Origin of the sequence: Acinetobacter sp. F-1, from assembly GCF_022869025.1 — a bacterium.
Taxonomy (GTDB): domain Bacteria; phylum Pseudomonadota; class Gammaproteobacteria; order Pseudomonadales; family Moraxellaceae; genus Acinetobacter; species Acinetobacter pseudolwoffii.
On the sequence record NZ_JAJKFX010000003.1, the window covers coordinates 40,992 to 55,759 of the forward strand.

General features: G+C 46.4%; 13 protein-coding genes. 6 read left to right on the top strand and 7 right to left on the bottom strand.

Annotation, left to right across the window (positions count from 1 at the left end):
* Positions 1-11 precede the first annotated feature (11 nt).
* Positions 12-1,184: a S41 family peptidase gene (locus tag LOZ91_RS03915; protein ID WP_100329429.1), complete on the top strand. Its 1,173-nt coding sequence runs from the start codon at positions 12-14 to the stop codon at positions 1,182-1,184.
* On the opposite strand, the gene LOZ91_RS03920 is transcribed toward LOZ91_RS03915, so the two are convergent.
* The 3 genes from LOZ91_RS03920 to LOZ91_RS03930 are packed head-to-tail and all read right to left on the bottom strand — an operon-like array spanning position 1,185 to position 4,848.
* Positions 1,185-2,609: a sigma-54 dependent transcriptional regulator gene (locus LOZ91_RS03920; protein WP_244782687.1), complete on the bottom strand. Its 1,425-nt coding sequence runs from the start codon at positions 2,607-2,609 to the stop codon at positions 1,185-1,187.
* Between the two features lie 15 nt (positions 2,610-2,624).
* Positions 2,625-4,190 (bottom strand): ATP-binding protein, encoded by a 1,566-nt coding sequence (locus tag LOZ91_RS03925; protein ID WP_005169018.1) that lies wholly within the window; start codon positions 4,188-4,190, stop codon positions 2,625-2,627.
* Between the two features lie 22 nt (positions 4,191-4,212).
* A complete protein-coding gene (locus LOZ91_RS03930; RefSeq protein WP_005108454.1) occupies positions 4,213-4,848 on the bottom strand; it encodes a response regulator in 636 nt (211 codons plus the stop codon).
* A 219-nt stretch (positions 4,849-5,067) separates the two neighbouring features.
* Here LOZ91_RS03930 and LOZ91_RS03935 point away from each other — a divergent pair, with 219 nt between their 5' ends.
* Positions 5,068-6,135: a serine hydrolase gene (locus LOZ91_RS03935; protein ID WP_180000940.1), complete on the top strand. Its 1,068-nt coding sequence runs from the start codon at positions 5,068-5,070 to the stop codon at positions 6,133-6,135.
* A 54-nt stretch (positions 6,136-6,189) separates the two neighbouring features.
* Here the strand turns inward: LOZ91_RS03935 and thrC are convergent, their stop codons facing one another.
* The 4 genes from thrC to xerD form a co-directional block, all read right to left on the bottom strand.
* Positions 6,190-7,329, bottom strand: a complete 1,140-nt coding sequence (gene thrC, locus LOZ91_RS03940; protein ID WP_005094446.1) for a threonine synthase — start codon at positions 7,327-7,329, stop codon at positions 6,190-6,192.
* Positions 7,330-7,386: 57 nt separating this feature from the next.
* Complete coding sequence (locus LOZ91_RS03945; RefSeq protein WP_244782688.1) at positions 7,387-8,691, bottom strand: homoserine dehydrogenase; 1,305 nt, start codon at positions 8,689-8,691, stop codon at positions 7,387-7,389.
* Between the two features lie 127 nt (positions 8,692-8,818).
* Positions 8,819-9,631 (bottom strand): DsbC family protein, encoded by an 813-nt coding sequence (locus LOZ91_RS03950; protein WP_074383663.1) that lies wholly within the window; start codon positions 9,629-9,631, stop codon positions 8,819-8,821.
* 99 nt (positions 9,632-9,730) lie between these two features.
* Complete coding sequence (xerD, locus tag LOZ91_RS03955) at positions 9,731-10,648, bottom strand: site-specific tyrosine recombinase XerD (RefSeq protein WP_244782689.1); 918 nt, start codon at positions 10,646-10,648, stop codon at positions 9,731-9,733.
* A 175-nt stretch (positions 10,649-10,823) separates the two neighbouring features.
* On the opposite strand from xerD, the gene LOZ91_RS03960 reads away from it, so the two are divergent.
* From LOZ91_RS03960 to murD, 4 genes are all read left to right on the top strand, one after another.
* Positions 10,824-11,084 carry a FeoA family protein gene (locus LOZ91_RS03960; RefSeq protein WP_004281065.1) on the top strand — a complete coding sequence of 87 codons (261 nt, stop codon included), beginning with the start codon at positions 10,824-10,826 and terminating at the stop codon, positions 11,082-11,084.
* Positions 11,081-12,937: a ferrous iron transporter B gene (locus LOZ91_RS03965; RefSeq protein WP_179999296.1), complete on the top strand. Its 1,857-nt coding sequence runs from the start codon at positions 11,081-11,083 to the stop codon at positions 12,935-12,937. The genes LOZ91_RS03960 and LOZ91_RS03965 overlap by 4 nt, the downstream gene beginning before the upstream one ends.
* A 56-nt stretch (positions 12,938-12,993) precedes the next feature.
* On the top strand, positions 12,994-13,245 hold the full coding sequence (locus LOZ91_RS03970; RefSeq protein ID WP_005094438.1) for a DUF6587 family protein: 252 nt from the start codon (positions 12,994-12,996) through the stop codon (positions 13,243-13,245).
* Positions 13,246-13,406: 161 nt separating this feature from the next.
* Entirely contained in the window at positions 13,407-14,753 is a 1,347-nt protein-coding gene (murD, locus tag LOZ91_RS03975) for a UDP-N-acetylmuramoyl-L-alanine--D-glutamate ligase (protein ID WP_244782690.1), read from the top strand.
* The last annotated feature ends 15 nt before the right edge of the window (positions 14,754-14,768 follow it).

Here is a 14,768-nt window from a genome sequence, read left to right on the forward strand (position 1 = left end):
AAAGGTAAAAAATGGCAAGAACACATTGGAAGTCTGTCGTCATACCATGCTTACTGATGTGTTTGAGTCATTCGGCCTGGGGTGCGGGCTCAAAAGAGCCGGCATTCGATGATATGGAAATGGATGGTCAGGTTTATACTGAAATTCCTGTGGCATCCATTCAAGAATTTGTACAAATTTACGGCATCGTCAAAGACAATTATATTCAAGACAAAAATGACGACGCCTTGTTCCAACAGGCAATCCAAGGGCTGGTCAGTGGCTTAGACCGCTATTCGCGTTATTTGTCTCCTGAAGATTATAAGCAGCTACGTGAATATACTGAAGGTGATCTGGCCAGCATTGATTTCGATCTGCAATTTAACCCGCAGATGAAGCAATGGATGGTGCAGGGATTGAGCGCCGATGCCGACTCTGCCAAGCAGGGGCTTCGCAATGGTGTCACGGTCTATAAAATTGATGATCAGGTACTGAGTAGCCTGAATCAGGAGCAGGTGCGACAGTTATTGAGCGGGGCGGTCGGCTCTACGCTGAGCATACAGCTTTCCCCGCAAAGTCCGGTGGTTCGTCTGGTAAGGAATACCAAGCTTGATACTGAAATTATATCCAGTCTGCACAATAATCAGGTACTGGTATTGCAGGTCAAAGTTTTCCAACAAGATACAGCCAATGAAATCAAGCGCCTGATTGAAAGCTATTCTGACAGACGCTTAAAAGCGGTGATGTTTGATCTACGCAATAACCCGGGTGGCTTACTTTCTGCCGCTGTAGAATCGGCCGATTTATTTTTGAATCAGGGTGTGATTGTCTCGACCCAAAGCCGTTCGGAAGGCAATCAGCAATTTCAGGCGCTGCCAAGTTTTGAATTTCAGAATCTGAAAGTGGGCGTTCTGATTAATAACCGTTCAGCTTCGGCAGCTGAAGTCTTTACGGCAGCATTGAAAGAACATAGCCGGGCCTGGGTGGTCGGTGAGCAAAGCTATGGCAAAGGTGTGGTACAAAAGCTATTTCCACTGAGTAATGGTTCTGCTTTACAAATGACAGTGGCACAATATTTCAGTCCGAGTGGTCAGATGATTGAAGGGCGGGGCGTGCAGCCACATTTCAGTTATCCGTTTAAGCAGGAAATGCGTGAGGAGAGCTATCTGGAACACGTCACAGACCTGCTACTCCTGCAAAAATAATTATTCGTCTTCCTCAGTATCCAGTCCGAACTTTTTCAAACGATAACGTAGGGAGCGGAATGACATACCGAGCTTTTTCGCGGCCAGTGTGCGGTTCCAGTGCGTTAGATTCAGCGCATTGAGTAGGACTTCTTTTTCAATCTTTTCTAAATATAGCTCTAGGCCTTCTTCCGGGAGCTTTCTCGGGGCAATCAGGGTGTCAGTCGCAATGATCTCGCTCGTGAGCGTATTCATCTCCTGAGCGCTGTTAAGAGCCTGACGTAACGGTGCACTTTGCAGGTGCTGAAGATCAATCCGTTCTTCATCACTCAAGGTAATTGCACGTTCCATAATATTACGCAATTCACGAACATTACCCGGATAATATTGTTCCAATAAAAATTCTTTACTGCGTTCTGTCAGTTTTTTATTGGCAATGCCCCATTCCTGGCAAATCTTCTGAATAAAATGTTCGGCGAGTAAGAGAATATCCTGACTCCGTTCACGCAGCGGCGGTAAAGTCAGATCCATCACATGAATACGGAAATATAAATCCTGACGGAATTTGCCTTGTTGTACCAAGGCTTCCAGATCCTGATGAGTGGCACTGATGACGCGGAAATCCACATCAATTTCAGTATCTGAACCGAGTGGACGAATACGTTTTTCCTGTACGGCACGTAACAGTTTGACCTGCATGGAAAGTGGCAGTTCTGCAATTTCATCCAGAAACAGGCTGCCACCATGTGCCGATTGAATCAGCCCCTGTTTGTCCTGAGCGGCGCCAGTAAAGCTGCCTTTCTTATGCCCAAACAGTTCGCTTTCCATCAGTTCAGTGGGAATCGCACCACAGTTAATTGCAATAAAAGGGCCTTCATTACGGTTGCTCAGGCGATGGACCAGATTGGCCACCACTTCCTTGCCAGTTCCCGATTCGCCAGTAATAAAAACCGGTGCCTGTGAGCGGGCAATTTTTTGTAAGGTAATACGTAAGTGCTGAATCGGTATCGATTGCCCAATCAGCATTTTATGTTCTAAAGCATCATTTGGATTATTATGGGAATAATCCACCGGTTTATTCAGTGCTTTTTGTAGCAGCTGTTCCAGATGTTTCTGATTGATCGGTTTGCTGACAAAGTCAAAGGCACCGGCCTTGAGTGCAGCAATCGCGATTTCCATGTTGCCATAGGCGGTCAGAACCGCGACCGGAAGTGCAGGGTAGAGATGGCCAATCCACTCCAGTAACTCCAAACCATTGCCATCGGGCAAGTTCAGGTCAGTTAAACAGGCATCATATTGATGATCTGCAAGACATTTTTTAGCATCTTGCAGACGATGTGCGATGTGCGTACGAATCCCCATCCGCAGCAACGACATTTGCATGAGGGTGCATAAATCTTCTTCATCATCCACCAAGAGCACCAGTGGCTGTTGTTCCACACTCATTTCCCTTAAACCCCTTTATACCGTAATACGTTGGCAGCTAATGCGAAAGCATGCGCCCTGTTCTTGTTGTATATAGTTTAATTGTGCCTGATTTGCTTCACAAAAACTATGTGATAAGTACAGTCCTAATCCGGTTCCACTAATCGAGGTGCTGAAAAAAGGTTGAAATAATAGGGCCTGGTCGTGTATGGCTACACCTGAGCCGAAATCCCGGATATCAATCCAGACCCGATGTTCATAGGGATGTATATTCAGCTGAATGTAATTGGCATCTGCTGAATTGTGACGGATGGCATTGCGAAGCAGGTTAATCAGGACTTGACGAAATTGTGCTTCATCGAACTGAATCAGCAGCGGCACATCAATATTAAATTGAATCTGATCGCAAATATCGGCCAAATCTTCCTGGATAAATAACGGGATAAATTCATTGAGATGAATCGGCACCGGATGGGTTTCTTTATTTTTGACCATATTCAGCGTGTCCTGAATAATCCGGTCGATCCGGGTCGCCTGTCGGCCAATCATCTGGTTGAGTACTTGTTGTTGTTCATTGTCAGAGTCAAGGTATAAATCATTGGCCTGCACAATAGCTGCCAATGGATTACGAATTTCATGCGCAATACTGGCTGAAAGCTGGCCCAGTGCAGCAAGCTTGAGTTGCTGCACCTGTTGATTGAGTTTTTTGGCATCCTGTAACACCAATAACATCAGGGTTTGATGCGGCACAATCAGCTTTTGTACCTGTACATGAATGTTATAGCGACTTTGCTGTGATTCAAATTGAAAACGCTCGCCATTTTCCAGCGTTTCAAACTGGATCAGTTCAAATAAATCTGGTTGTGACTGGTAGAGGGTAAATTTCTCATGCGCAAATTTTGCTTCGATCCCGAGCAGTGTACAGGCCGCAGGGTTACTCAGGACCACATGATAATTTTCATCCAGCACCAGATAGCCAGTTTCGATCTGTTCCAGAATATAACGGTTAATATTCTGTAAGCGATAAAGTTCCAGAGATTGCGAAAAGTTCAGGTTTTCCAGAATCTGAAAACGGCGCACCGCAATTTGCCCGGTTCCATAGACCACAAAGAACAAAAAGGCCAGCAGGGCACTATTACTGATATTGCTTAAGGAAGAAAATGCAAAAATACTGCCGATAAAATGTTGATATATGACACTAATCACAGCAATCAGCGTGACCACCAAAGCTTTTTTTGCATCCAGCAATAACGATGCGGAAAAGATGGTAATCACAAACAGCAAACCAATTTGCAGATTAGGCCCGTCACTTGCCAAAGTCAGTAAACTTAAGACGCAGACATCGCTAAAGAAAATCATAATCAGCTGCGGCTGGATCAGGCGTCTGATCCATTTCAGTGCGAACAGCTGCGCTGTATTAATGGCAACACCGATTCCCAGCGCATAATAATACAGTTGTGGATATTGATAATCGCCGGTTAGCTCGGGGTAGGTCAGCAGAAAAATCAGCAGCAGGCCAGTGCTGATCAGCAGGCGATACGCACTATACCAGATCCCTAAATGATACTGATTGAGTTCAGAATAATTGGTTTTTTGTGCCATATGCAGCGCGACTCGCCAAAGGCTAAGGTTTAATCAGCCCATAGCGCATGGCCAGATGCGTCAGTTTGACATCACTATCAATATTCAGTTTTTCAAAAATACGATAACGATAGGTATTTACGGTTTTGACGCTGACAAAGAGCTTGTCAGCAATTTCCTGAGCGCTGATACAGTTCACCACCATCATCGCCACTTGCATTTCACGTTCTGACAGTGCATCAAAAGGCGATTGCTGTGTATCAGAAAGGTAAGAACTCGCTAACTGTTCTGCAATGTCGGCACTAAAATATTTACCGCCTTGCATGACTTTATTGATGGCGCGAACCATTTCTGAAATCGGCGCCCCCTTGGTGATATAACCTTTGGCCCCGGCTTTTAATAACAGCGAAGGATAGGGTTCTTCTGCCAGACCGCTGACGGCCAGCACTTTGGTTTCAGGGGCGCTCTGAAGCAGGCGGCGCGTGGTTTCTACGCCACCAATGCCCGGCATATTCACATCCAGTAAAACCACATTCGGATGATGCTGACGAACCAGAGAAATCGCTTCTTCACCAGATTCAGCCTGTCCAATCACCTGAACCTCCGCATGGTCTTCCAGCATTCTGCAAATTCCAGTACGTACTAATTCATGGTCGTCCACAACTAAAACTGTGATCACCTACGCTCTCCCTCTGTTAAAAAAATCATTTTTTTGTTACATAAAGCAAAATAAGCTTGCAATGAAAGTACAAAATTAGCAATCCTATTCGCAAGATAAAATCTGAAACTTATCACACAGTGTCAAGATCAAAAAATGTTCTGCAATGTGTTTAAATGTAAGGCATATTAGAGGTAATACGCAAATCAATCTTACCTCTGTTAGTTGAGTGAAGAAATAGTGAAGAAAATAAACAAGTCTTTAAGGCATGTATTGGGCCTGTCCGTGTTAGTCAGCATGAGTGCGACAAGTTTTGCTGAAATCATTATGAATTCTGGCACGACAGAGGGCGGATCCAGCATTAGTTGGTCTTCTGAGGAAGTCAATCAGCTGATGAGTGATGATTTCCGTGTGGCTGCTGATGAGCCTTCGCCACCCGGTTCAGCCACCGTGACCACGACCTTGCGTCAGAGTGTACCGAGCACCCAGCAGTCGGTCAGTGTTCAGCAACCAGCAAAAACAACACAGATTTTTGATACAAACATTTATAGCAATCAACCCTCTGTAAATGCCCGTGCTGCATTGGTTATGGATGCGCAAACCGGTGAGGTGCTGTTTAGCAAAAACACCAATACCGCTTTGCCGATTGCATCTATTACCAAATTAATGACAGCAGTGGTGATTTCCGATGCACGTTTAAACATGTCAGAAAAAATCACGCTGCAACAGGCTGATTTCTCTTGCGCAGGTTGTAAAAGCTCAAGCTCGACCTTACGTGCTGGCGATAGCATGAACCGTGCCGAAGCTTTATTGTTTGCTCTAATGAAGTCTGAAAACCCGGCAGCTGCAGCCTTGGCGCGAACGTATCCAGGTGGTCGCAGTGCATTTATTGCAGCGATGAACAGTAAGGCCAAGGCCTTAGGCATGAATTCATCCCGCTTTATGGAATCAACCGGCTTACACCCTGGAAATGTGGCATCAGCACGTGATTTGGGTATTTTAGTGAATACCGCTTCTCAATATGGTTTGATTCGTCAATTCTCGACCACACCAAGCTATGACTTTAACTTGGGTTATCGTGTACTGAAATCGAATAATACCAATGCACTGGTGCGTAACGGCGGCTGGAATATCAATATTTCTAAAACCGGTTTTATTAATGAAGCAGGGCGCTGTGTGGTGATGCATACGACCCTGAATAACCGTCCGGTGGCAGTGGTACTGTTAGGTGCAAATAGCTCACAGGCGCGTACCAATGATGCGACCCGTTTGATGAGCTGGGTGAGCCAGCAACCAAAACGAATCTAATCTCTGCGCTCATAAAAAACCCTGCAAATGCAGGGTTTTTTATTCTGGCTGAAATTACATGTTCGACAGAATAGAGTCTTTTACCTGAGCCATGGTTGCGTCGATAGACAGCATCACCGCATCGGCACATTGTTTGATCGCGGTATCTGGATCTTTTAGACCATTACCGGTTACGGTACATACGATTACTGAACCTTCAGCGATTTTACCTGCTTTGATATCACGGATTGCACCACCAACAGACGCAGCAGATGCAGGTTCTACGAATACACCTTCATACATCGACAGCAGACGTTGCGCTTCAAGAATCTCAGCATCCGTCAGTTCATCAAACCAGCCGTTTGAATCACGAACGACAGCTTTGGCATGATTGAAGCTTTGCGGATTACCAATACGAATTGCAGTTGCAACAGTTTCCGGATTTTCTACTGGACCACCACGCAGGAACGGAGCAGCACCAGACGCTTGGTAACCGGCCATGATTGGCAAGCCAGCCGGTTTAGGACCAGTGAAAGCATCGGTTTCAGCATCGTAAATCACTTGCTCAAATTCTTCTTTCGACTGATTGGCCACCGCTTCGGTATAGCCCATCCAGTGTGCAGTGATATTACCTGCGTTACCCACTGGCAGGCAGTGGTAATCCGGGGCACGACCTAAAGCTTCAACGATCTCGTAAGCAATGGTTTTTTGACCCTGCAGGCGGTACGGGTTGATTGAGTTTACAATCGTTACCGGTGCCTGATCAGCAACTTCCTTCACCAGACGCATGCCGTCATCGAAGTTACCACGAATTTGCATGGTGATTGCACCATACATCATCGCTTGGGCCATTTTACCCATGGCAATTTTGCCTTCCGGGATGAGCACGAATGCTTTGATACCGGCACGAGCAGCGTATGCAGCCGCAGCAGCAGAAGTATTACCAGTGGATGCACAGATGATGGCTTTAGAGCCTTCTTCAACGGCTTTGGTCACTGCCATAGTCATACCGCGGTCTTTAAATGAACCAGTCGGGTTTAAGCCCTCGTACTTCACATAAATTTCAACATCTTTACCAATAATGCGTGGAATATTCTCAAGCTTGATCAGTGGAGTATTACCCTCACCCAAAGAGATCGCACGAGTAGTTGCAGACACTGGTAAACGGTCGCGATAGCGGTCAACTAAACCAGTATAACGATTGGCATTCGACATGATGATGTTCCAATTGTGTGTAGAGCTTGGCAAGGGGAAATACTCCCCTTAACCCGATTAATTATCAAGCGATTCTAAACGAATTCGTACAATTTCGCCATGAATGACGGGTAATGCTTGAATTTGTGAGAGCGCTGCATCCATTTTTGATTCGACGATAGGATCGGTCAGAATCACGATCGGAATAAGGTCTTTTAAGCGAGGTTGCTGCATGATGGCATCAATACTGATCCCGGCACGACTGAGGATCGTGGTGACATCGGCAAGCACGCCCATTTGATCTTCGGCATTAATACGGATGTAATAGCCGGTGGTCATTTGTTCACGACTCAAGATCGGTAAATCGGTCAGGGCTTCAAAGGCCAGTTGCGGAATGGTTCCAGCACCGTCTTCGGTATAAATGATATCACGGACAATATCCACCACGTCTGCGACCACAGCAGAAGCCGTTGGGCCTGCACCCGCACCTGCGCCGTAGTACAGCGTTGGGCCAACCGCATTGGCTTGTACCAGTACGGCGTTTTTCACGCCATTGACGTTGGCAATCAGTTCTTCTTCAGGAATCAGGGTTGGATGAACACGGAGTTCAATCCCGGCATCGGTGCGGCGTGCAATTCCCAGGTGCTTGATACGGAAACCGAGGTCTTCTGCATATTTCACATCTTGTGCAGTGACTTTGCCAATGCCTTCAGTAAAGACTTTGTCAAACTGTAGCGGAATACCAAAGGCACATGAAGCCAGAATGGTCAGCTTATGTGCAGCATCAATACCTTCCACGTCAAAGGTTGGATCGGCTTCGGCATAACCCAGTTCTTGTGCTTCTTTGAGTACGTCTTCAAAAGTACGGCCTTTTTCACGCATTTCGCTGAGAATGAAGTTCCCCGTACCATTGATAATACCTGCCAGCCATTCAATCTTGTTGGCAGCCAGACCTTCACGGATCACTTTAATGATTGGAATGCCGCCGGCTACAGCTGCTTCATAGGCAATTTGCACAGCATTGTCTTCGGCTGCTTTAAACAGTTCATTGCCGTGTTCAGCCAATAAGGCTTTGTTGGCAGTAACAATATGTTTGCCATGTTTCATGGCTTCCATGATGATTTCAAAAGCAGGGTGAATACCGCCCATGACTTCGACCACCACGTCTACATCCGGTTGACGTACGATATCCATCAAGTCTGCACTTTGCTTCACCGATTCAGGCAGATCCAGATCAGGACGTGGGCGACGGGTACCTACATAGGTAATTTCAATTTCACGACCGGTGCGACGTTTAATCTCAGCAGCATTTTCTTTTAATAGTTTCAAGGCACCACCACCTACAGTACCAAGACCGAGGATTGCCAGACGAACTGGTTTCACGTCACACTCCAAATATAATCAGTTTTTTACGAGAACCTAGATCATAGCTAAAAAAACGTAATGACTCTAGGGTCATTTCAGAATATCTTTATGTATAAATTAAAGTTAAATAACTTATTAAAATGAGTTATTTAAGCCGCTTCAATAATTCAGAGGTAGATAGATATCCGCCCAGGTAAACCCCTTCTGAACTATAAATTGCCGGGGTGCCATTGACGCCCATATTCAGGCCCATGTGATATTGATCTTGAACAGGATTTTCACATTTTTGCGCAGTGATCTGGGCACCGGCAATGGCCTGATCAAAAGCACTATGACGGTCAGCACTGCACCAGATTGCTTCCATGGCTGGCATATGCTGTTCACCACGCGGCCAGGCGATATAACGCACTTCGATCCCCTTGTTGTTCATTTCATCCATTTGCTCATGGAATTTATGGCAATACGGGCAGCTGACATCGGTAAAGACATAGATCACATGCTTGGCCTTGCCTGTGGCCGGATAGATCAGCAGGTCTTCTGCTTTCAGCTCAGAAAAGAGTTTGTTGTTGATTCCGGCTTGCAGGTTTTCACTGACATTATGCAGCTGTTTATCGCCCAGTCGGATCACGTCACCCTGAATCAGGTATTTGCCATCGCTGGTGACATAGACCGCAGACATACCTTCCAGACTGACCCAGAACAGGTTCGGTACTTCGGTGGTTTTAATATCGGTAATTTTGGCACTGATCCCCGCAGTTTTGAAATGCTTTTCCAAGGTAGAGACCAGACGCTGTTGTGCATTGCGTTCGGTCAGGGTAGAGGCTTCTCCCGTTGCTGGTGCACTTGCAGTCAGTGTATCTTGCTTTTTAGTGTTGTTATCGGAATTGGAACATGCGCTAAGCCCCAAACCAGCAGCAAGTGTACAAGCCATAAAAACTTTTGAGCGGGCAAATGTCATAAATAACCCTTTTCTTCTTGGACTAAAAACAGAGCATTAGCATAACAAAAAAAAATACAAACACGTCAAACTTCTCAGTTTATTCCATGTGTAGATGTTTTAAGCCCGTGGATGATGCGCTGCATGCAGCTGCTGCATCCGCACTTGCGCCACATGGGTATAAATCTGGGTGGTCGACAGATCACTATGTCCAAGCAGCATCTGTACCACACGTAAATCTGCGCCATGATTGAGCAGATGCGTTGCAAAGGCATGCCGCAAGGTGTGCGGTGACAGCTCGGATGCAATTCCGGCCTGTAAAGCATAGCGTTTAATCGCATACCAGAAATTTTGCCGGCTCATGATGCCGCCATGCTGAGTCAAAAACAGATAATCGGTTGAGGTCTTATACAGTTGAGGACGGGCTTCATTCAGATATTTTTCCACCCATTCACAGGCCATTTGTCCCATCGGAACTAGACGTTCTTTATTGCCCTTACCGACGATACGTAAATAACCCTGTTTTAAGTTGATCAGTTCCAGACGTAAATTAATCAGTTCGGTCACCCGGAGTCCGCAGGCATACAATACTTCAAACATGGCACGATCGCGCAGTCCTAATGCCGTGTTGATATCCGGGGCATGAATCAGGGCTTCGACATCAGCTTCGGAGAGATCTTTGGGTAAGGCCCGACCCAGTTTTGGGGTTTTATGTGCAGCCACCGGATTGTCACTACGCAGTTTCTGCTCACGTAAAAATTTATAAAATGAACGCAAGGCAGACAGGCAGCGAGCAATCGAACGTGGACTTTTTTGCTGTTTGGTCAGTGCAATCAGTACATCGGAAATATCATCATGATTCCATTCCGGTAGAGGCTTGCTCAGATATTCTGCACATTGCAGCAAATCAGATAAATAGGCATTTCGGGTGTGTGGACTGACCGTTTGCGCAATCAGATAATCACGAAAACCCTGTAAATAGCTCAAGGCTTCAGGAATTTGAACCGGGGCGGGAATACGGGGTTTTTTATTCAGCATAGGGTGCAAGGATCTGATCTGAAAAAGCGATGAATTTAATAGGTATTCTCCACTGTAGTTTAATTTCACCAGACTGTCGATGTGATATAAAAACTAATTCAGCATGTAATCAATCTTATTTGTTAATTATTCTCATTTGTTTGTATACTGTACAAAATAGTTCAGGAATTTCACGGTGCGTTTGTCTGATTTAAAAGCAAAACAAATTGCCATCATTCGAAAAGTGAGTCGAACAACTGATGGTGAAAGTGCTCTACACGATGTCGTCGCGAGTCGTTTGGAAACTCTAGGCTTTGTGCCGGGTACGAAGGTACAGGTGATTACGAAAGGTATTTTTGGTGGAGATCCCATTTTGATTCAAGTTGGATTTACCCGTTTTGCTTTGCGTAAATCAGAAGCAGCCAAAATTGAAATCGAACAGGCGGTGTCGGCATGAGTGATACATTACGTATTGCCCTTGTCGGTAACCCTAACTGCGGTAAAACTTCATTATTCAACCATTTAACCGGAACACGCCAAAAAGTTGGTAACTATGCGGGTGTCACGGTTGAACGTAAAGTCGGTACGTTTCAGCTTGCTTCAGGCAAAGCGGTGCGGGTACTGGATTTGCCAGGGACTTATAGTCTGGATGCGACCAGCCCGGATGAAGAAATCACCCGTAATGTGGTGCAAGGTAAAATCGCAGAAGAACAGCAGCAGGATGCATTCTTATGTGTGGTAGATGCCACTAACCTGAAACTGCATCTGGGTCTGGTCCTAGAAATGATTGCTTTGGGGCGTCCGATTCTGGTTGTACTCAACATGATGGATGAAGCACGCCGTCGTGGGATGCAAATCAATACCCAGAAGCTGTCTGAACGTCTCGGCGTGCCCGTGGTGGAAACTGTAGCGGTACGCAGTTCAGGGATTGAAAACCTGAAGAATGCCCTGGATCAGGGAAAATTCTCGGTACCGCAGACTGAACTGAGTGGCTTAAAGGGTGACCCGCATCAGCAGGTAGAAGTCATTCTGAACGACGTGGTCAATTTCGTCGATCAGGAAGACAAACGTACCGATTTTCTCGACAAGATTTTTTTACATCCGGTACTGGGTCTACTCAGCCTGGCTGTGATGATGTTCGTGATTTTCCAGGCGGTATTTGCCTGGGCTGCGCCGTTTATGGATGGCATCGAAACCTTCTTTGGTTGGCTCGGTGAATTCCTTGGTGAATATATTGCTCATCCTTTACTGAATAGTCTGGTGGTGGACGGGATTATTGCCGGTGCTGGCGGGGTGGTGGTATTCCTGCCACAGATTCTGATTCTGTTCTTCTTTATTCTAGTCTTGGAAGAATCAGGTTATTTACCACGAGCAGCTTTCTTGCTCGATAAGCTGATGTTTAAAGCGGGCCTGTCAGGCCGTGCCTTTATTCCGTTATTGTCCAGCTTTGCCTGTGCCATTCCCGGCATCATGGCATCGCGTACCATCAGTGATCCGCGAGATCGTTTAACCACGATTTTTGTGGCACCATTGATGACCTGTTCAGCACGTTTGCCGGTATATGCCTTGCTGATTGCAGCTTTCATTCCACAGCAAACTGTCTGGGGTTTTATGAACCTGCAAGGTCTGGTGTTATTTGGCCTGTATATGGCGGGTATTGTCAGTGCTCTGGCGGTGTCTTTTGTACTGAAATTTTTCCATAAAGATAAATCCCAGCACATGCTGTTGATGGAGCTGCCAAGCTACCGTTTCCCGGATCTGAAAAACGTCTGGATCGGCTTGCTGGATCGCGGCAAAATCTTCTTGAAGCGGGTCGGCGGTATCATCTTTGCCTTATCGATTGTACTCTGGTTCCTGTGTACCTTCCCGCAACCCCCAGAAGGTGCGACTTTGCCGGCGATTGATTATTCACTGGCAGGTATGCTCGGTCATCTGATGCAGCCAATCTTTGCACCGCTCGGTTTTAACTGGCAGATCTGTATTGCCTTGATTCCAGCCATGGCAGCACGTGAAGTGGTGGTTGCTGCATTGGGCACTGTCTATGCACTGTCTGCCGTAGATGACGATGCAATGTCCGAAGGTCTCTCTTCACTCATCAGTAGTGGTGGTGATCTGGGCTGGTCAGTGGCGACAGGTCTGTCTTTACTGGTGTGGTTTATTTATGCACCGCATTGTCTGGCAACTTTGGCGACAGTCAAACGTGAAACTGGTTCCTGGAAAACGGTCAGTATCATGACGGTTTACCTGTTTGGCTTGGCATATTTCATGTCATTCCTGACTTATCAAATTGCTTCATATTATTTGGGCTAATCTCAGGTTGGCCTCGGCCCGTTGAGCTTGCCTGAGTATATGCATGGGAGATTGAGATGATTGAAATTCTGATTGTGGCGGCACTGGTGCTGTGGAGTGCGCTGGTGGTATTTAAAAAGGTGTTTCCGAACACCTCTCACTCAGTCTTCCAGAAGCTGTCTGATGCCTGCGCAGCAAAAGGCTGGACGCGTCTGGCCAAATGGCTGCAACCGGGTATGGCTGCAGGCTGTGGTGGCAACTGTGCCTGTCCGGTGTCGGAGCAAAGTGCACAGGAAAAGCCGGCCCAGCAAGCGGTCAAATGGAAATAAGTTCCTTTTTGGCTGTAATTTTAAAAACCGTCATGAGCATGACGGTTTTTTTACGCATGGACACAAAAAAATATGCAGAAAGCTCAATCAGAAAAGGCATTCAAAACAGCAAAGTGCTACCATTTCGTCAGTTTCAAAATAGACCAAAATATGGGGCGAAAATGTTAATACAACGTGGTGGGTTAAAAGTCGTTGCAGGACTCGGAATATCAGGTGTTGCAGCAGTCAATTTCTTACATGACCAGGGCTACCGCGTTGCAGTAACGGATTCTAGAGCCATCCCTCCGGGACATGACCAGATTCCGACCGAAGTCCAGACCAGTTTCGGCCAGTTTGATGCCGAGCTGTTGCTGTCTGCAGAAGAAATCGTGATCAGTCCGGGACTGGATCCAAAATTGCCAGAAATTCAGGCGGCGATGGCGCAGGGTATTCCTGTGGTGAGTGAAATCCAGATTTTACGCCGTGCTACGGATAAGCCCATTGTCGCGATTACCGGTTCCAATGCCAAAAGTACAGTGACCACTTTGATTGGCTTAATGGCAGCCGATGCTGGCAAAAAAGTCGCGGTCGGTGGCAATCTGGGACGTCCTGCACTGGATTTAACCAAAGATGATCCTGAGTTATATATCTTAGAATTATCCAGTTTTCAGCTGGAAACTACTTCAAATCTGGCGGCTGAAGTGGCGGTGGTACTGAACATGAGTGAAGATCATCTGGATCGGCATGGCGATATGATGGGCTATCACACCGCCAAGCACCGGATTTTTCAGGGTGTGAAAAAAGTGGTGTATAACCGGGATGATTCTTTGACCCGTCCTTTGGTGCCAGATGTGACGCCGATGCAAAGTTTTGGCCTGAATGCACCCGATATGAACCAGTACGGGATTCTTAAAGATACCGATGATGGCATCTGGTTGGCGCGTGGTCGTGAACGTCTGTTAAAAAGTACCGAGATGTATATGCAGGGCACGCATAATGTTGCCAATGCCCTGGCTTGTCTGGCACTCGGTGAAGCGATTGGTTTGCCATTGGACAGCATGCTAAACACTTTAAAAACCTTCAAAGGTCTGGAACATCGCTGCGAATTTGTCAAAGCAGTGCAGGGCGTACGTTATTATAACGACTCCAAAGGCACCAACATCGGTGCAACCTTGGCGGCTCTCGATGGTCTCGGTATGGCGATTGAAGCCCAAGGTGGCAAAGTTGCGATTATTCTCGGTGGACAGGGCAAAGGACAGGACTTTAAGGCTTTGCGTGAATCATTGAGTAAATATGCCAAGATTGCAGTGCTGATTGGTGAAGACCGTCCGATCATCGAAGCAGCGATTAGGGGCACGACTGAGCTGGTTCATGCAGAGAGTTTGCAGCAGGCCGTAGAAATCTGCCAAAAGCACACCCAGGCAGATGATGTCGTGCTATTGTCTCCTGCATGCGCAAGTTTTGATATGTTCTCGGGTTATCCTGAGCGTGGTCGCAAGTTTGTTGCGTATGTGAATGAACTCAATTAAGAATAACAAGGATTC

Bases quoted from the DNA above. Each gene is read 5' to 3' on its own strand.
- murD (WP_244782690.1), top strand. From the start codon at position 13,407: ATGTTAATACAACGTGGTGGGTTAAAAGTCGTTGCAGGACTCGGAATA.
- xerD (WP_244782689.1), bottom strand. From the start codon at position 10,648: ATGCTGAATAAAAAACCCCGTATTCCCGCCCCGGTTCAAATTCCTGAA.
- LOZ91_RS03925 (WP_005169018.1), bottom strand. From the start codon at position 4,190: ATGGCACAAAAAACCAATTATTCTGAACTCAATCAGTATCATTTAGGG.
- thrC (WP_005094446.1), bottom strand. From the start codon at position 7,329: ATGTCGAATGCCAATCGTTATACTGGTTTAGTTGACCGCTATCGCGAC.
- LOZ91_RS03920 (WP_244782687.1), bottom strand. From the start codon at position 2,609: ATGAGTGTGGAACAACAGCCACTGGTGCTCTTGGTGGATGATGAAGAA.
- LOZ91_RS03950 (WP_074383663.1), bottom strand. From the start codon at position 9,631: ATGACATTTGCCCGCTCAAAAGTTTTTATGGCTTGTACACTTGCTGCT.
- LOZ91_RS03915 (WP_100329429.1), top strand. From the start codon at position 12: ATGGCAAGAACACATTGGAAGTCTGTCGTCATACCATGCTTACTGATG.
- LOZ91_RS03965 (WP_179999296.1), top strand. From the start codon at position 11,081: ATGAGTGATACATTACGTATTGCCCTTGTCGGTAACCCTAACTGCGGT.
- LOZ91_RS03970 (WP_005094438.1), top strand. From the start codon at position 12,994: ATGATTGAAATTCTGATTGTGGCGGCACTGGTGCTGTGGAGTGCGCTG.